We start from the raw sequence: 18,359 nt of genomic DNA on the forward strand, positions 1-18,359 counted from the left end.
GGATCTAGCCTCGCGCGATCAGGTAGGTCGCAGCCGCCTGCATGTCCCCGGTCGTGTAGCTGGCAGCGGACTCCGACACACCCAGTGCGGCCCGGCCCAATTCCTCGACGGCCACCGCCGCGACACCGGTGTGCTCCACACCGCGAGCACTAAAACCCGCGGCGGTCTGCAGCGATACCGGATCGGCCGCCGGCGGCACGACCGCACCGATCACCGGAGCGGCGGCGGCATGGGCGGCAGCCAACCGTGCGGTCAGTGCCTCCACGGCCGCACTGGTAGCCATCAAACCTTCCGGAACAACGTTCAGATTCATCGTGGATACTCCCTTCCCTGAGCAACATGCTCACCGACGAGCGGATTGACGGTCTGTACATATGTCGGGACATCGTTATCGGACAACAGGATTCCGCGGCCTGCGGGCAGTCGTTCGAAACGGTGGCCGCGAATGCGGCCCCCGTCCTGCGGGCTGCCGCTGAGCATCAGGGTGTGGGCCTGCAGCTCGTGGAAGCGACGCAGCATGGGGTTGGTCATCAAGATATGACCCGAACCGGTCGCTCGTGCGGTAATGATCACGCGCAGGCCGAGCTCGCGAGCCTCGGCAAGCAAACCGGTGATCGGATTCCAGGGCCGCTGCCCGATGTACGGGCCGCTGACGGCCGGTGCGTCGGGGATCTGGTCCACGTCATCGATGATCAGGTAGTGCCGCTGCGCGGTCACGCCGCGCGATACCCAGTTGTGCAGCTCCTCGGCAGACAACCCGGCCGGTGGCCGGCGCTTCTCCAGGAGCGCGCCCAGGCCCAGCATCGCCGGGGTGATCCGGTCGATGTTGGGGGTGTACTCGTTGTCGGGGAACAGTGGTTCGTCGACCAGATGCAGTCGCCGGTCCAGGACCGTGAACGCCACCTGGTCGGGTGCCGAGTGCTCGCGGACGGTACGGATGATGTGCCGTAACAGCGTCGTCTTGCCGGATCCGCTGTCGCCCAACACCATCAGCAGCGGGTTGTTGGCGAAGTCGAGCGCCACCGGTGCCAGATCCTGCTCGCGCTGACCGATGACAACCTGCTCGCGCCCCGGATACAGCGGGCCGATGGCATTGGGTGCCAGGTCTGCCGGCAGCAGGCGGACGATGGGTGCCTTAGCCCCTGGGTAGTGGGCGTTGACCTCTTCGACGGCCTTGGCGTCCGATTCTGCGAACAGGAAGTGTTCGGCCTGCATGGTCAAACCGCGACCCGGCTGATCGTGCGGAACGCTCTCGGCGGGGCGGCGCAGCGCGCCCGGTACCCGCACATTGCTGTCGGCCGAGTCGTGCAGCTTGAGCTCGAGGCGAAGTCCCAGGGAATCACGCATCGCCAGCGGCACCTCGATCCAGTTCGGCGTTGTGATCACCACGTGGATGCCATACGACAATCCGGTGTTGGCGAGCTCGGTGAGCCTGGCCAGCAATGGGTTTCGGGTGTTGAACTGATCGGTGTTGTCGCGGCTGAACGCATACAGGTTGTCCACCAGCAGGAAGGTCTCGCCGTAGCCGTCGTCCAGTGTGCGATCGCTGTCCCGCAGCGCGCGCAGCTGACTTACCGAGGTGATGCCGCGATCGCGGAACAGGCGCTGGCGGTACGCCAGCAGCTGCTCCAGCTCGCCGAAGGTACGTCGGATGCGCTCGGGCTCCAGGGCGCTGGCGACACTGCCGACGTGCGCCAGCCCGTCGAGAGCGTGCAGTTGTCCGCCGCCGTAGTCGATGCAGTAGAACGTGACATCGCGAGGGGAGTGCAGCGCCGCTGCCGACAGCATGAAGGTCTGTAGCGCCGTTGACTTCCCGGACTTCGGGCCGCCGTGAATGATCACGTTTCCGGCAGACGAGGTCGCATCGAAGATCAGCGGATCGCGGCGCATCTGGAACGGCTTGTCGATCTCGCCGAGTGGCCAACGTAGCTGGCGCGCCGGGATTCCGGTCTGGCTCAGCACGTTCGCCAACGGAATCGCGGTGTCCAGCGGCGGCAGCCACAGCTCCGGTGCGCGCGGGCCCACCTTGGACAGCTGATCGCCGACGGTCGAGACCAGCTTGCGGGCCGGCTGCCGTGGTCGGTCGGATTCGCCCTTGACGATCACCGTGGTGGGGTCGGCGGCCACCGGTAGCGCAGTGAACTGCCTGGGTTGCGGGGTGGCGCGGATCTCCACGGTGGTGGTGGTCGACGGTGGTTCGTACATGCCGTCGACATAGGTGCTGCGGAACTTGATGGGTACCGCACCCGGCGCGGGCACCAGGAAGCCAACGCCCTTGTGGTCCTTGCCCGATTCGATGTGGTATGCATCCTCGGTCCCGATGATCTGCCGGGATGCACTCGGGCTGGCCACCTTCAGACCGATGCGGTACGAGGTGTTCTTGTCGATGTCCTTGATCTTGCCGACGTCCAGGGTCTGCGAAGCGAACAGAATATGGATGCGGAACGAGCGGCCCTTGCGCGCGACGTAGTCGAACAGCTCGGCGTACTCGGGATGGTCCTGGAGCATAAGCGTGAATTCGTCGGCCACCACGAAGAGCGTGGGGATCGGCGGCAGGTCGTGACCGGCGGCGATCGCTTCCTCGTACTCGCGGACCGAGTTGAAGGCACTGCCCTGCACATCACGGCCAGCTTGCTTGAGCAGATTCTCGCGGCGGGCAACCTCCCCGCGCAACGTGTCGGCGAAACGATCTGCCAGCGAACGCTTTTCGGCCATGTTCGAGATCACGGCGACAACTTGCGGGAAGTCGCGGAAGATGTCGGCCCCGGCCTCGCCCTTGAAGTCGGCGTAGATGACGATCAGGCGGTCGGCGGAGTGGGTCGTCAAGAGCGACAACAGGATCGACATCAGCGTCTGGGACTTGCCCGAGCCTGTCATACCGATCATCAGACCGTGCGGGCCCATGCCGCCCTCGGCCTCGTCCTTGAGATCGAACATCAGCGGTTCGCCAGAGGACGTCACGCCGATAGGCACCCGCAGCTCCTCGTCGCGGGAGCGCGGCGACCAGAGGGCGGGAACATCCAACTGAGACGCGTCCTCGATGCCGAGCAGGGAGGTGAACGTCGCGCCGCCGGTGGCAGCGGAACGCAGCCCCGGATGGGTCGGGTTGGAGTCCCAGCGGGAGAGCCGACGGGACACGTGGGAGGCGGTTCCTACCGTGATCTGGTCTGCCTCGTCGATGTACGGCTGCCAATCGTTGCCATTCCACCGGGCAATGCGTGCGCTCACGCCGTTCCGGCTGACCTGCAGCACAGGGCGTTCGGGGTTCAGGTAATCGGGAAGCTTGAAGAAGCCCGCCGAGCCTTCCGAATCTTCCTGGCCGTCAACCCGCTGGATGACGGTGACGCCGTCGAGGCCGGTTGCCGGGATGGGTGAATTGACGCCATTCAGATCGTATGTCGGATCGTCCAGGATGATCAGCACGTGCTTGTGCGTTCCGGACTCGGTCCCGAAGAGCGCGCGCTCGGCCAGTGCGGGCTTGAGCGCCTCGAAGAGTTCGGCACCGGTGCGGCGCAGGTAGCGCGCGGGCCCGACGCCGTCGACCTCGCCGCTGATGTCCACGTGCGGAAGCCACTTGAGCCACGACCACTCGGCATCTTCGACGCTGGGGCCGGCCATCGCCACGGTCAGCAGCGTCGGATCGTGGAAGGTGGTGGCCTGCGTCACCCACGAGCGGATGGCGGCGCGAGTGACGTCGTCATCGCCGAGCACGGTGATGCGCGAGACCTTGTTCAGGTCGATGCCGAGCGGAGCGCTACGCACGGTGCGCTGCGTGTCCAACAGTCCACGTAATGCGCTGTGGCTCACGGGTTCTAGGTCGATTTCGTCGGCAATGTCCTTGACCCGCACCGGGCTGGCCAGCGGGACGTCATGGCGTCCCGCGCGCACGATCAGGTAGTCGTCGTCATCGGGATCCCGCTCCCATTGGCGACGGGTGCCCGGGACAGTGGTCAGCTCCTCGGGATCCGGGTGCGACCACTCCAGGGCCTTGCGCTGCTGTGCGGCGTGGGTGCGCAGGTTCTCGCGCACCACCGACAGATACCGCAGGTAGTCGCCGCGCTCGGCGTCGACCTCCTCGGTGCGGACCTTGTCATTGCCATTTCGCATGAATGCGGTGGCCGCCAACAAGAGCACGAAGGGGAAGAACAGCGTGGTCGGTGAGATGACACGCATGCCTGTGGCGAACAGTGCGACCACCATGCCGACGATCAGGACCACGATCACCACGGGCATGGCGCGCCGCAGGAACGACGGCGGTACCACCCGGGGCAGCTGCGGAGGCGCCTCGACGGTCACCGTGGCATCGGGTATCGCCGGGGGCGCTACACGCCGATGGGGTTCGAAGATGAGACGGCTCAACGGGACTCCTGTGCCTGAGCAGATGGGTTGTCGGTCTGGATACGCATGGCCGGTCGATCACTCGGGGCCAGGCTGTCGTGCGACAGCAGGGCATCGGCGCGTGAAAGCGACGGCCCGGACGCGAACAGATCCAGAATCGACGAGGGGATGGTCAGTGCCGGCTTGTGCAGGCCGAGTGCCTCGAGGGTTTTGTCTCCGTCGGCCTCGGTGTCGATGCCATAGCGGACGCCGGTATCGGATATCCACTGATATCCGCCGCGGCCGCTCGGCTGCACCAGGTATCCGACACCGGGGGTGACGGCGACCCGGGTCGGGGTGGCGGCGGTGGAGATCAGCTGCACGGTGTGCACCGAATCCGAGAGAGGCAGAACCGAACCCGCGAGCAAGGACCACGAATCCGAGGCGGCATCGGCCGTCCTAGTGAATCGGGTGCACAGCACGGGATCTTCGTTGGCCGCCAGTGGCTTCACGGCAGCGCTGGGGAAGATCCGGGTATCGATGGCCGACGCGGGCGAGGGCGTCGGCAGATGCGCGATCTGGTCGGCCGTCAACCGCGGCGGCTGCTCCAGCCCATAGGAATTGGCATTGCGCAATGCCGACGCGATCACGGGTGAAACCTGTTGTACGCCATCGGCAAGCACCACGTAGTGCACTGGCGTATTGTCGGTCGAGTAGCTGACCAGCACCGAGCCGACAGGCGCCGCGACCGGTAGGGGATATGCCGTAGGCGACCCTGCTCCGGCGATAGCGGGAACCACGAGTGCCGGGGCTTCGGGGATGGCGTTGAGCAGACGGGTCGTCACCGGACGCACAGCGGGTGGCGCGGTGAAGCCCAGGGCACTGGTGACGGCGACGTCCGTGAGGTTGAGCGCGCTGCGCTTCCCGTCCCACAACAACCACGTGCCTGATTCGCTCGACACCACGGCAGCACGGTCGCGGGGGAGATCGGCGGCCTTGTCGCCGCTGGTGTCCAGCGCTCCGGCGATCACGGTGACGGCACGGTTGTCGGAGGCCTCGCATACCGCCCAGGCGGCGTCGGTGCTCTTGGCCTGGACCATGCGTTCCGGGGCGCCGGGAATGCCGATCAGGTTGCCACGCGGAAACTTATCGAGTTCCGCACTTTTGACCATCGTCGGGTCCACGGCCTTGCCGGCGATCAGACGGGCCGAGGTGAGGTTGAGCACGGGGTGCAGGTTGTCACCCACCCGTACGTAGAGCGCGGCGGTGGACCGGTCGGCCAGCACCGGATCGGTTCCGGCGATACCGGAGGGGCGCATCAGGCTCAGCAGAAAGCACCCGGCGATACCGGTGATCACGATGACGGCACCCATGCCGAATGCGCGGGATTGGGTGCGCAGCGGGTCCACGAGCATGCGGGCATCGTGCAGCGCCACGCCGGACGCGATGCGCCGCATGACGAATCGCCATCCGGTCACCTGGTGGCCGGTGACGAACCCGCGCCGGTACTTCAGCGGCTCGGGACTCTCGCTGGCCGGGGTGCGTGATGCGAACGCCCGACGCTCGGAATTGGGGTTGTTCTCTCGGTTGTCGCTCATTTCTTGACCGACGCCCCCGAGGCCGACAGTCCGAGGCCGCTGACGATGGCCTCGACCGAGGCCTGTACATCCTCGACCGTGACGGTCATGAGGTCGTCGTCGCTGAACTCTTCGGCACCCGAATTGTCAAGGCGGTGTTCACGTTCCTCCTCGGAGCGTTCAACGACGTTACGTACGAAGCGGCCGTTACCGGCGACGTCGATGCTGCGGCGCGCGATGCCGCGGGTGTCCGGTGCCTCTGCGGCACACATTGCCGAGAAGGCGGTGAGCAGCTCGGCGGCGGCACCCTCGTCGAACCGGCTGTCGCGCACGGATGCCATCGCGGAGGCGATCTCCACGAGCTCGGACGGTGCGTACGAAGGGAATTCGATGGACCGTGTGAAACGAGAGCGCAGACCCTCGTTGGTGTCCAGGAACTGGTCCAACTCGGCGCGGTATCCGGCGACGATCACGACCAGACGGTCGCGGTCGTTCTCCATCCGGGCGAGCAGGGTGTCGATGGCGACCAGGCCGAAGTCGTTTTTGGCGCCGGTGGACACCAGGGCGTACGCCTCGTCGAGGAACAGCACGCCGTCCAGCGCGCTGTCGATGACGGCATTGGTCTTGGCTTCGGTCTCACCGATGTGCTGACCGATGAGGTCGGCACGGTGTACCTCGCGAACGTTTTCACGCTTCAGAAGTCCCAAACCGCAATAGATCTTGGCCACCACGCGAGCGATGGTGGTCTTACCCGTGCCGGGAGGACCGGCGAACACCAGGTGGTGCGTGCGATGACCAACGGCCAGTCCGCGCTCCTGACGCCGCAATGCCATGGCGACGGAGCTCTTGAGCCGGGAGACCTGGTCCTTCACCTGTTCCAGACCGATGAACTCGCTGAGCTGCTGCTCGGCCTCGGCCAGCAGGATCGCCTTGCGCTCGTGGGCCTCGGGGTCGATGAAATCTTCTTCGGTGGGCTCGGTTTCGGGATCCCAGGGATCGGTACGCGCGGCGATGCGCGCTGCGGTCGTGGTGTGCAGACCCACGCTCGGATCGGTGAGCGCATGCTCGATCTCGGCATTCTCCGGATTGGCCGCGTACAGGTCCTGCAAGACCTCGGTGGCGGTTTCCTCGTCGCCATGGTGGCGCAGGTTCAGCGCCTTGGCCAGGGCGCCGTCGGTGGCGGCCACGTCGATGGGGCCACTGGGATCTTCGAGATAGGACAGGGCGGGGTTGACCATGCCGAGCTTGGCCAGCGCGATGCCCAGGGTGATCCGCACGGCGTGCGACGTGGTGGGGTCCAGCGACGCATCGGTGACAACCGGCGTCAGCAGTGTGACGACATCGGACCAGCGCTCGGCCCGGTTCTGCATGGCAGCGGCGACCCACCGCGCGTTGAACCACCCGGGGCGACGCTCGGTCACGGCGGTGATCAGCTCGTCGGCCTTGGCATAGTCGCCCTTGTCCACGAGGGCGGCGGCGTAGGCGAGGTGGTAGTCATCGGGGCCGCTGGCGCGAAACTCCAGATACAGCCCCGTGTCATAGGTAAAGGTGAGATCGCCCGGATTCAGATTCACCGCATGCTGAAGATGTCCGGCGGTGGCTGCCGTCTCGGAGATCGCTTCCAGGACGTCGATGGTGGCACCGCCGGAGGCGGCCAGACCGACCCAGACATCGCAGTGATCCTGGGCCGTCCGGCACAGCGATGTGAAACCGTAGCGCGCTGCCGGCAAGTCTGCGGGACGTCGCCTGTCGTTGACAGAGAGACCAAGAGCCCGGCAGCAGGTTGCGAATCGGCTCTCCAATTCGGGGTCGATGCGTGCCGGCGCCGCCTTATCGGCGGCCACCCACTCTCGCTGACCAACTCGTTCACGAATGTCCACTTACAGCCCTTCACCCGATCGACACGCTCGCTGACTGGAGTAGTCGGCTCGCGAACGTGATTGGTTCCTGACAAAGCTCCCTCGAGCCGTCAGCAAATTTTTGGTTGATCGCCTGCTGTTGCCGGCTTGCTCTCCGTGGTGTCGGAGATGGTTGAACCGGTACCCCTGAGTGGCGGCGCGGCGTCCCGGTGTGACCACCGCCACAACCGGGCGTTCGAGTTGACCAACTCGTTCGCGAGTACTCATCTACCGCCTTTACCCATGGCACCGTTGCTTGCTCGGCAAGAGATTAGCATTCCCTTACCTAAGTGTCGATAGCTAACCCGGCTCTTCCGCAGGTCAGCATAGTTAGGCTAGCCTAAACTAAACGAAGCATTTAGTGAATCGAGGAGGGTGTAATGCCGAGCACAGTGGCGCAACCGACACGTGGATGGCAGGGGACAGTTCTGAAAATGTTCCGCGCCGGCGACTATCAGCTAACAGTGACCGGTCGGTCCGATGTCACGGAACACTACGTGCGGCTCAGCTTCGCAGCCGGTGGCCTGCTGCGGGGCCGCGAGGTTCACCCGACCATGTGGATTCGGTTGTGGTTCTCGGATGGAGTGAAGCTGCATCAGCGCGGATACACACTGGTCAACCCCGATGCAGGAGCCGACACGGTGGACATCGAGTTCGCGCTGCACGACGGGCTCGCGGCTCGTTGGGCACAGGCGGCCGGCGTTGGCGACACGATCGAGGCAACGGTGCTGGGCAGTCACTTCGCGCTACCCGACCCTGCGCCGCGTGGTTACGTCATCGTCGGCGACAGTGCGTCGCTGCCTGCGATCAACTCCCTGCTGAAGGCGATCGGGGACAGCCCGGCCACGGTGTTCCTGGAAGCCGCGCATGAGAGCGATAAGACACTTCCCGTCGGTGGCGAGGCGACCTGGGTCGACCGGCAAGGCGGCCGCTCGTTGGCGGAGGTCGTACGTGCGGCCGCCTTCGACGCCACCGGCTATTTCGGCTGGGTGGCATGCGATACCCGGAACACCCGCGAGGTCGCCCACGTCCTCAAGGACCACTTCGGGATCGCCCGCAGGTCGATGAAGGCCCAGGCCTATTGGATGGCCTAGTCCGGGAACCCAGCGGGTCTACGAGGCGAGCCGCAGGTGGGGCATCTGCCTGCCGGTGGCATCCAAGATGGTGGTCACGGTGCCAAAGCGGTCGGTGGCGCGTCGGCAAAGCTCACGCAGCTGACGTGGATCGCTGGTATCCGCGGCAATAGCCATGACCTGGTCTGTCCCGTAGCCGTGCAGCATCCTCGTCAGATCGGTGGCGTGTCGGGCACAGACGACGACCCGATGCCCGTTGCGTACCAGAATCTGCAGGATCTGGCGGCCGCTGGGGTCGTCGGCATTGAGGACGACGACCACGTCGGTGCTGGGGTTCGGGTTCTGACGCATGTCCCTATTGAGCCAGCGATTCCTGGACCCCGGATGTGAGCGTCATGTGGATTGGTTGGGTGACCTCCGCCGTTGGTTGCATTCACGCCGAGTCCGCGGATGTCACGCTCTTGTGCGCCGACGGTAAGACCGCGCGGCTTCGGCCAGCCCCTCCGGGGATTCCTCGCCCCAGGATCGCAGCATCGCGCGGTTGGCCAGCACCACATTGCGTGTGGCCTCGATCCGCTCAGACTCGTAGTCGGCCAGTCCGCGGGTGGGATCGTTCGGGCGGCCTGACAGTGTGCGCGCCAGCGCGCGGGCGTCGACCACAGACTGTGATCCGCCGTTGGCGCCCAATGGGTACATGGGATGTGCGGCATCGCCCAGCAGGGTGACTCGCCCCTGGCCCCACCGGGGTAGCGGGTCGCGGTCGACCATCGGGTATTCGACGATGCATTCGGTGCTACGCACCATGGTTTGAATATCCAGCCACCCGAAATCCCAGCCGGGGAAATGCCGCAGTACCTCGTCGGCTGTCACGGGGTCATTCCACCGGGCCCCGTCCGGGAGCTGCCCGGCACAGCCGGTACGTGCGAGCGCCACCCAATTCACGGTGCGCTCGCCGATGGGGTAGGCGATGAGTTCGTGATCGGTGTCGTCGTGTGCGGCGATCATGGCCTTACCCGTGAGGAACGGTCCGACATCGACGGCGCCGCGCCACATCCGCACACCGGACCAGCGCAACGGATCCGCGGGATGCAGCTGTGCGCGTACCGCCGAGTTCACGCCGTCCGCGCCAACCAGGACATCTGCTTCGACATCGCCGCCGGTGGTGTGGGTCCGCACGCCGACCGCACTGCTCTCGAATCCGAGAACGCGGCAATCCGTCCGAACCGCTTGTGGGCCAATGCGTTCCCGTACCGCATCGAGCAGCATGAGTTGCAACCGACCACGGTGGACAGAGATCTGTGGGTACGGGTAGTCGCCCGTGAGGCCGCGCGGCTCGGTGTACAGGACGGTGCCGTGCTTGTCGCAGAACCGGATCTCGGTGGTGGCGACGCCCGCGTGGGCCAGCGCATCACCCAAACCGAGTTCGGTCAGCACGCCCACGGCGTGGGGCAGCATGTTGATGCCCACGCCCAGCGGCTTGACCTCGTGCGCACTCTCCAACACCACCACCGGGAACCCCGCGGCATGCAGGGTCAAGGCTGAGGTGAGTCCGCCGATACCTGCTCCGGCAATCACGATCGATGTCTTGTTGGTCTTCATATGATCCAGCGTCGAGTGATGTCGCGTAGAAGTCCAAGATCTATGTGTTCATCTATCTATAAGATCTTCTTATGGAGATTCATCAGCTGCGCTATCTGCTCGCCGTCGCAGAGACGGCGAGTTTCACCAAGGCCGCTGTCTCACTCCATGTCGCCCAACCCGGAGTAAGTGCTCAGATTCGCCTACTGGAACGCGAACTGGGGCAGGAGTTGTTCGACCGGTCGGCGCGTCAGGTCCGCCTCACCGATGCGGGTGAAGCGGTAATTCCTTACGCCCGAGCAGCTCTAGCTGCGGTGGACGGCGTTCGTGCCACGGCGGACGAGATCGGGGGACTGCTGCGGGGACATATCGCGTTCGGGACCGTCCCCTCGCACGGCGCCGACCTGCCGACGCTGCTCTCGGGTTTTCATGATGATCACCCGGCGATCACCATCGCCCTCACCGAAGCGGGGAGCGACGAGCTTGTCTTCGGCCTGCGCGAGGGCCGGTTGGATGGCGCGATCGTGGCTCTGGGGGCGAAAGAGCCGGAGGGTCTTGGCCTGCGCGTCATCGATGACCAGCCCCTGGTGGCGGCAGTTGCCGGCGGCGATCCGTTGGCGAGACGTCGTACGGTCACCCTGGAGATGCTCGGTGAGCGGACCCTGATCTGCCTACCGAGGGGCAGCGGCGTCCGGTCGATCCTGGAAACCGCATGCCGATCTGCGGGGTTCACTCCGAACGTTGCGTTCGAGGCGAGCTCGCCGCGATCACTGGTGACCCTCGCCGAGCAGGGGCTCGGTGTGGCGGTGCTGCCTGCCCCGTACGTGCGGGACGGCGGCGCCCTGGTGGCGCTGGGCATCCGGCCGGCGTTGCGCGGTCGCCTCGCGTTGGCGTGGCGTCTCGACGGTTCCATCGGCCCGGCAGCGCGCAGCTTCCTGGAGCGGGCCCGCACCGCGCTGTGACGGTCGTTGCGATCATCCTGAATCCAATCTCCGGCCCCGCGCCCCGGTGGCGCAATGGTGCATCTACGACGGTGCATAGCAGGTCGTGGGTGGTGTCGACCGGCGCAATGCAACGGACCTGACAGATTTTCATTTCACCCGGCCGGTAGCCGCTGAACAGGCCTTTAGCGTGTGGGCGAGGTCGATTCACGTCAGGAGGACTCGTGGCCGCTGCCGAGCCCACGCCATTGCGTCGCCCACGCGCCGATCAGGCGCGGTTGGTCGCCGACGTGTTGCGTCACCAGATCCACGCGGGTGGTTACGTCGACGGTGGCCTGCCGAGCGAGCAGGAGTTGGCCGCCGAATTCTTCGTCTCCCGTAACACCGTCCGTGAGGCACTGACGACCCTCAAAGACGAGGGCCTGATCGAGCGCGGGCCACGCACCGGCACCCATGTGGCGTTGCGCAAGTATGAGCACGGTTTGGATGCGCTGCTCGGGCTCAAGGAGACATTCAAGGGTTACGGCGAGGTTCGCAATGAGGTCCGCGTCATCCAAGAGGTGAACGCCCCGCCCGCGGTGGCCCTCCGATTGCGTGTCGGTGCCGGAACCCCGGTGATCTTCATCGAGCGTCTGCGCTATCTCGGTGACTTGCCGCTCAGCCTCGACAAGACCTATCTCACGCCGGATGTGGGGGAGGCGGTCATCGAGCACCAGCTGGAGACCAACGACGTGTTCGCCCTGATCGAACGTGTCACGGGCCGTCGGTTGGGTTCTGCCAACCTGTCTCTGGAAGCCGTTGCGGCGGATTCACATTCGGCTGCGACACTGCAGGTGCCGGATAACGCGCCACTGCTGCTCCTGGAGCGGCTCACTCATCTCGACGACGGGACCCCCGTCGATCTCGAATACATCAGAATGCGCGGAGACCGAATCACGTTGCGTAGCAGCTTGCTTCGGCCCGCCGAAGGAAGGTAAGCGCGACGTGACTCTGGTCAACAACCGCATCGACGTCCCGGTCACCATCGATGAATCACTGTGCATCGACGGCTGCACGCTGTGTGTGGACATCTGCCCACTCGATTCGCTGGCGATCAATCCAGAAAACGGTAAGGCCTTCATGCACGTCGACGAGTGCTGGTACTGCGGGCCCTGCGCCGCACGCTGTCCCACCGGAGCCGTCACCGTCAACATGCCCTATCTCCTTCGTTAAGTCAGGACACCATGAAGAGAACAGCCCTTCTCAGTTCCGTTGTCACGACCCTGCTCCTGCCGCTGCTCGCCGGTTGCTCGCTGGACTCCGGGTCCGGCTCGGCCAATGAGGTGACCGTCGTCGTCGGCTATCAGTCGAAGACCATCAACACCGTGACCGCGGGCACACTGCTGCGCGCCCAGGGTTACCTGGAGAAGCGGCTCGCCGAGGCCGGCGAGCGCACCGGAACCAAGTACACCGTGCAGTGGCAGGACTATGACACCGGGGCGCCGATCACCGCGCAGATGCTCGCCGAGAAGATCGACATCGGCTCGATGGGCGACTACCCGTTGCTGATCAACGGGTCCAAGACTCAGGCCAACGAGAAGGCTCGCACCGAACTGGTGTCGATCACCGGATACAACGCCAAGGGTGCGCTCAACATGGTTGTGGTGCCAACAAATTCGCCGATTACCGCTCTTCCCGAACTGAAGGAAAAGAAGGTGTCCGCCAGTGTGGGCTCCGCGGGGCACGGAACCCTGGTACGCGCGCTGCGCAACGAGGGTATCGATCCAACCAAGGATATCGAGGTGCTGAATCAGCAGCCACAGGTCGGGGCATCGGCACTGGAATCCGGTCAGGTACAGGCACTGTCACAGTTCGTGGCGTGGCCGGGCCTGTTGGTGTTCCAGAAGAAGGCCAAGCTGCTCTACGACGGCGCCGAGCTGAATGTCCCGACTTTCCATGGAGTGGTGGCGCGCCGAGACTATGTCAAGCAGCACCCCGAGGTACTTGACGCGTTCCTGCAGGCGCAGCTCGACGCTACCGACTTCATTCACGAGAAGTCTCTGGAGGCCGCTCGCATCGTGGCCGAGGGCAGCGGCCTGCCGCAGGAAGTGGTGTACCTGTACAACGGGCCCGGCGGCACGTCGTTCGACGCCACGCTCAAGCCCTCGCTCATCGAGGCTTTCAGAAGCGATGTGCCCTATCTGAAGTCGATAGGTGACTTCGCCGATCTCAACATCGACGAGTTTGTGCAGGACGGTCCGCTGCGTCAGGCATATACGAATCGTGCGAAGAACTACGAGACCGAGTTGGCGGCCAAGGTCAATCCGTTGGTGCTGAGGCCGGCCGACGGTGCGGATCCGAGCAATGCCGCGGAGATCTGGTTTGACGGCAAGGATTCCACCCAGGTGTATGGCACGGCGCAGGAGTTGCTGAAGGCTGTCGGTGCGGCCAATGCCGCGGGACAGAAGATCCGTGCCGCCTACATCGCCGACGCCGAGCTGGGCACCCGGTGGTTCGCCGACCATGCCTGGTGGGTTCGGGATTCGGCGGGACTGCACCCGTTCACCACCAGTGCCGGTGCCACGCGCTACATCTCGACGCATCCGGGCGCGACACCCCTGGATTACGCACAGGCCTTGGCGGCGGCTTCATGAGCAGCCTGCCCATCCTGCAGGCTCGACCGCGCGCGGTACCGGTGATCGAGGATGCAGTCGACGAGCCGACGAATCCCCGACGTCCGGGGTCGCCGTATGTCGCCTGGAGTATCCGGGCCTCGTCGGTCGCGGTCGCGGTATTGCTATGGCAGCTGTTGACGGTCAACAAGGTGCGCTTCGGGCTGCGTTTCGACACTCTGCCCACGGTCACCGAAATCGCCTCTGCCTTCACCAAGCGCATTGGCACCGAGCAGTATTGGCTGGATCTCGGTCAATCGACCATCCGGATTCTCACCGGATTCGGCCTCGCGGCGGCGCTGGGGATCGTCACCGGCATCTGGCTGGGGCGCTCCCCGTTGTTCGCGAACATCTTCGGCCCGCTGACCGAACTGGCGCGCCCGATCCCGGCGATCGCCATAGTGCCGGTGGCGATCCTGCTGTTTCCCAGCGATGAGGCCGGCATCGTGTTCATCACCTTCCTGGCGGCCTACTTCCCGATCATGGTGAGTACCCGGCACGCGGTGCGTGCCCTTCCGACACTCTGGGAGGAGTCGGTGCGCACCCTGGGCGGCAATCGCTGGGATGTGCTGTTGCGTGTGGTGCTGCCCGGCAGTCTGCCGGGGGTCTTCGGTGGGCTGTCCGTCGGCATCGGCGTCGCCTGGATTTGTGTGGTGTCCGCCGAGATGATCTCGGGCCGTTTGGGAGTCGGGTACCGCACCTGGCAGTCGTACACGGTGTTGGCTTACCCGGACGTGTTCGTCGGAATCATCACCATCGGCGTGCTCGGGTTTCTGACATCGGCGGCCGTCGAGGTGGTTGGCCGTCGTGTCACTCGTTGGCTACCCCGGGCCGAGGAGGTGCGCTCATGAGCGCTTCAACACTGGTGCTGGACGGGGTGAGTCTCGGCTATGGCGGACGCACAGTCGTGGATCGTCTGAGCCTGACCGTGCGCCCCACCGAAATCCTGGTCCTGACCGGGCCGTCGGGCTGTGGCAAGTCCACCGTGCTGCGGGCCGTAGCCGGGCTGCTGTCGCCCGAGTCGGGGGCCATTGCCGCCGATGGCGAGAAGGTCGTCACCACCTCCCGACACCGGGCCATGGTTTTCCAGGACAACGCATTGCTGCCCTGGCGCACAGTGCGATCGAACATCGAGTTGGCTCTCAGGCTGGGTGGTGTGCCGCGCCAGGGCCGGCGTGAGGCGGCGCAGGTCTGGATCGACGATGTGGGACTGACGGGATTCGAGAACTACCTGCCCAAGAGCCTCTCCGGCGGTATGCGCCAACGTGTCCAGCTGGCCCGCGGCCTGGCCGGTGCGCCCCGTGCGGTCATGATGGACGAGCCGTTCGGGGCGCTGGATGCACAAACCCGTGCCAGCATGCAACGCCTGCTCGTCGACACCTGGCGCAGCCACCCCACCACGGTGGTGTTCGTGACGCACGATGTCGACGAAGCGCTCCTGCTCGGCGACCGAATCGCTGTCCTGGGGCGCGCGGGTCAACCCCTGCGTGCGCTGCTGGACGTCCCCCGACCCCGTGAGGCCGACGTCGATCGCAGCATGTTGCGCGCCGAAGTTCTTGCCGCACTGAACCATACGGAGCTTGTTTCCTGATGCAGACCCCTGAAGTTGATAGCGCCATCCGGCTGGACTGTGACGTCCTGGTGATCGGCGGGGGCACCGCCGGAACCATGGCGGCGCTGACCGCGGCCGAGAACGGTGCCCAGGTGATTCTCCTGGAGAAGGCGCATGTGCGCCATTCCGGTGCGCTGGCCATGGGAATGGACGGTGTGAACAACGCCGTCATCCCGGGCAAGGCCGAGCCGGAGGACTACGTCGCGGAGATCACCCGCGCCAATGACGGAATCGTGAACCAGCGCACCGTGTATCAAACAGCGACACGCGGTTTCGCGATGGTGCAGCGCCTCGAACGCTACGGAGTCAAGTTCGAGAAGGATGAGCACGGTGAGTATGCGGTGCGGCGCGTGCACCGATCGGGCTCCTATGTGTTGCCGATGCCCGAGGGCAAGGATGTCAAGAAGGCGCTCTACCGCGTGCTGCGGCAGAAGTCGATGCGCGAGAAGATCCGCATCGAAAACCGCGTCATGCCGGTGCGCGTGCTCACCGATGACGGGCGGGCCGTCGGCGCCGCGGGCTTCAACACGCGAACCGGCGAATTCGTCACGGTCGGTGCGAAAGCGGTCATTCTGGCCACCGGGCCCTGTGGTCGCCTGGGTCTGCCCGCGTCTGGCTATCTGTACGGCACCTACGAGAACCCGACCAACGCCGGCGACGGATACGCGATGGCTTACCACGCCGGCGCCGAGTTGTCGGGGATCGAGTGCTTCCAGATCAACCCGCTCATCAAGGACTACAACGGTCCAGCATGTGCCTATGTCGCCAATCCCTTCGGCGGCTATCAGGTGAACGCCAAGGGGGAGCGCTTCGTCGACTCCGACTACTGGTCCGGGCAGATGATGACCGAGGTCAAGAACGAAATCGAATCCGCGCGCGGCCCGATCTATCTCAAGGTGACTCATCTGCCGGAGGAGACGCTGTCGGCGCTGGAAGGCATTCTGCACACCACCGAGCGGCCCACGCGCGGAACCTTCCATGCCAACCGTGGACATGACTACCGCACACACGACATCGAGATGCACATCTCCGAGATTGGTTTGTGCAGTGGACATTCCGCATCGGGGGTGTGGGTGGACGAGCATGCTCGCACCACGGTGCCCGGTCTGTACGCTGCCGGTGACCTGGCTTGTGTGCCGCACAACTACATGATTGGCGCCTTCGTCTATGGCGATCTGGCCGGTGAGCATGCCGCCTCGACCCTGTCGAAAATACCGGCGCCACTGGAGTTTCCGGTTGACCAGGTCAAGGAGGCGCATGAGTTGATCTATCGCCCGTTGCGCCATCCCGACGGTCCGCCGCAGCCGCAGGTCGAATACAAGCTGCGTCGATTTGTCAACGATTATGTGGCCCCGCCGAAGACGGCGGCCAAGCTGTCGCTGGCCGTGCAGACCTTCGAGCGGATGGCCGAGGAGGTGGGCCAGATCGGCGCGCGCACGCCCCATGAGCTCATGCGCGCCGCCGAGGTGTCGTTCATCAGGGATTGCGCCGAGATGGCGGCGCACTCCTCGTTGACCCGCACCGAATCGCGGTGGGGTCTCTACCACGACAGGGCGGATCTACCGGATCGTGACGACACGAATTGGCGTTACCACCTAAACCTGCGCAAGGGTGCCGAGGGTGGCATGGACTTCGTGAAACGTCCCGTCGCACCGTATTTCGTTCCGGTTCCCGGCCTCGACGATCTGCCGTCGGGAGAGACCGAACCGATCGCGGTGCACCAGCCCGAGCTGCTGGGCGGCAAGGCCCCGGCCGCCCGGGTCTCTCAGGCGGTTCCGGCGGAGGCGGAGCAACCGCCCTCCCCACGGATTGCCGCGGTGCTGTCCCTGGAGGCCCCGACTGTGGAGGATCTGGCACCGTATCTGTCCGACGACGATCCGGGTGTACGCCGTACCGCGATCGCGTCCCTGACCGAACACATTCCCGGCGGTTACGAGGATGCCTTGTTGAATGCGTTGGGCGACAGCGATTCCTCGGTGCGCCGCACAGCGGCCGATGGAGTGCGCGAATTGGTCGAGGTACTGGAGACCCCCGCGGCGATCCGCGGATATGTCAGCGCACCCGATCCGTTGGTGCGCAGTACCGCGCTCTACGTCGCCAGCGCACGGCGAGTGGGCGATCCGTCCGCCTATGTTGGTTCGCTGCGCGACCCCGACCATCGGGTCCGGATCGAGGCCGTGCGTGCGCTGGTGTCTGTGGACGACGCGGTATCCATCGGCACCGCAGCCGATGACGACAACCGTGAAGTACGGATCGCCGTGGCCAATGGGCTCGCCAAGCTGGCCGCCGGTGGCGAAACGGTGCGGGCGCTGGTGTCCGATCGTGACCCGCTGGTGCGGGCGGCCGCGCTCACGGCGATCGGCACACTGGGGGTCGATGAAGGAATTTTCGACGCCGTGGAGGAGGCGCTGCGAGCCCCGGCCTGGCAGATCCGCCAGGGAGCGGTGCGGGCACTGGCGGGGGCATCCCCGGAGCAAGCGCTGCCTCCGCTGGGGCGGGCCCTGGCCGATCCGCACCTGGACGTGCGTAAGTCGGCGGTGCTGAGCCTGAGCCAGTGGGCATCGGCGGAGCCTGCCGCGCGCGAGGCACTGACTGGTGCGCTCGACGATGGCGATGCCGATGTGAGAGCCTATGCGCGACAGGCACTTGCGGCCGGCTGACGGGAACGCCACAAGCACAATAGATTCGGCCCGGCAACGTGGCGGAGGTCAT

Annotated in this window: 14 protein-coding genes; 8 read left to right on the forward strand and 6 right to left on the reverse strand. The window is 65.4% G+C overall.

What is annotated here, in order from left to right:
- Window positions 1–4: 4 nt before the first annotated feature.
- The 4 genes from MYCSP_RS09735 to eccA are packed head-to-tail and all read right to left on the reverse strand — an operon-like array spanning window position 5 to window position 7,774.
- Window positions 5–313 carry a PE family protein gene (locus tag MYCSP_RS09735; RefSeq protein ID WP_070913613.1) on the reverse strand — a complete coding sequence of 103 codons (309 nt, stop codon included), beginning with the start codon at window positions 311–313 and terminating at the stop codon, window positions 5–7.
- Window positions 310–4,359, reverse strand: coding sequence for a type VII secretion protein EccCa (gene eccCa / locus MYCSP_RS09740; protein ID WP_088413689.1), 4,050 nt, complete (start codon window positions 4,357–4,359; stop codon window positions 310–312). Before eccCa ends, MYCSP_RS09735 begins: the two co-directional genes overlap by 4 nt.
- Window positions 4,356–5,915, reverse strand: coding sequence for a type VII secretion protein EccB (gene eccB / locus MYCSP_RS09745; protein ID WP_083018033.1), 1,560 nt, complete (start codon window positions 5,913–5,915; stop codon window positions 4,356–4,358). The genes eccCa and eccB overlap by 4 nt, the downstream gene beginning before the upstream one ends.
- Entirely contained in the window at window positions 5,912–7,774 is a 1,863-nt protein-coding gene (eccA, locus tag MYCSP_RS09750; RefSeq protein ID WP_083018035.1) for a type VII secretion AAA-ATPase EccA, read from the reverse strand. The genes eccB and eccA overlap by 4 nt, the downstream gene beginning before the upstream one ends.
- Before the next feature lie 398 nt (window positions 7,775–8,172).
- Here eccA and MYCSP_RS09755 point away from each other — a divergent pair, with 398 nt between their 5' ends.
- Window positions 8,173–8,886, forward strand: coding sequence for a siderophore-interacting protein (locus MYCSP_RS09755; RefSeq protein ID WP_083018037.1), 714 nt, complete (start codon window positions 8,173–8,175; stop codon window positions 8,884–8,886).
- Between the two features lie 18 nt (window positions 8,887–8,904).
- Here MYCSP_RS09755 and MYCSP_RS09760 read toward each other — a convergent pair whose 3' ends face one another.
- Both MYCSP_RS09760 and MYCSP_RS09765 read right to left on the reverse strand, forming a co-directional pair.
- Window positions 8,905–9,216: an SDR family NAD(P)-dependent oxidoreductase gene (locus tag MYCSP_RS09760; RefSeq protein ID WP_083018039.1), complete on the reverse strand. Its 312-nt coding sequence runs from the start codon at window positions 9,214–9,216 to the stop codon at window positions 8,905–8,907.
- A 102-nt stretch (window positions 9,217–9,318) separates the two neighbouring features.
- Window positions 9,319–10,464 carry a flavin-dependent oxidoreductase gene (locus MYCSP_RS09765; protein WP_083018041.1) on the reverse strand — a complete coding sequence of 382 codons (1,146 nt, stop codon included), beginning with the start codon at window positions 10,462–10,464 and terminating at the stop codon, window positions 9,319–9,321.
- Between the two features lie 71 nt (window positions 10,465–10,535).
- Between MYCSP_RS09765 and MYCSP_RS09770 the strand changes: the two genes are divergently transcribed.
- The 7 genes from MYCSP_RS09770 to MYCSP_RS09800 all read left to right on the forward strand — a co-directional run bounded on the left by MYCSP_RS09770 (window position 10,536) and on the right by MYCSP_RS09800 (window position 18,307).
- A complete protein-coding gene (locus MYCSP_RS09770; RefSeq protein ID WP_083018043.1) occupies window positions 10,536–11,405 on the forward strand; it encodes a LysR family transcriptional regulator in 870 nt (289 codons plus the stop codon).
- A 203-nt stretch (window positions 11,406–11,608) separates the two neighbouring features.
- On the forward strand, window positions 11,609–12,361 hold the full coding sequence (locus tag MYCSP_RS09775; protein ID WP_083018045.1) for a GntR family transcriptional regulator: 753 nt from the start codon (window positions 11,609–11,611) through the stop codon (window positions 12,359–12,361).
- Between the two features lie 7 nt (window positions 12,362–12,368).
- Window positions 12,369–12,596, forward strand: coding sequence for a 4Fe-4S dicluster domain-containing protein (locus MYCSP_RS09780; protein WP_005058882.1), 228 nt, complete (start codon window positions 12,369–12,371; stop codon window positions 12,594–12,596).
- 11 nt (window positions 12,597–12,607) lie between these two features.
- Window positions 12,608–14,017: an ABC transporter substrate-binding protein gene (locus MYCSP_RS09785; protein ID WP_083018047.1), complete on the forward strand. Its 1,410-nt coding sequence runs from the start codon at window positions 12,608–12,610 to the stop codon at window positions 14,015–14,017.
- A complete protein-coding gene (locus tag MYCSP_RS09790) occupies window positions 14,014–14,886 on the forward strand; it encodes an ABC transporter permease (RefSeq protein ID WP_088413690.1) in 873 nt (290 codons plus the stop codon). The genes MYCSP_RS09785 and MYCSP_RS09790 overlap by 4 nt, the downstream gene beginning before the upstream one ends.
- Entirely contained in the window at window positions 14,883–15,626 is a 744-nt protein-coding gene (locus MYCSP_RS09795; protein ID WP_070912730.1) for an ABC transporter ATP-binding protein, read from the forward strand. The genes MYCSP_RS09790 and MYCSP_RS09795 overlap by 4 nt, the downstream gene beginning before the upstream one ends.
- Window positions 15,626–18,307, forward strand: a complete 2,682-nt coding sequence (locus MYCSP_RS09800; RefSeq protein WP_088413691.1) for a fumarate reductase/succinate dehydrogenase flavoprotein subunit — start codon at window positions 15,626–15,628, stop codon at window positions 18,305–18,307. Before MYCSP_RS09795 ends, MYCSP_RS09800 begins: the two co-directional genes overlap by 1 nt.
- The last annotated feature ends 52 nt before the right edge of the window (window positions 18,308–18,359 follow it).

Origin of the sequence: Mycobacteroides saopaulense, from assembly GCF_001456355.1 — a bacterium.
Classification (GTDB): Bacteria; Actinomycetota; Actinomycetes; order Mycobacteriales; family Mycobacteriaceae; genus Mycobacterium; species Mycobacterium saopaulense.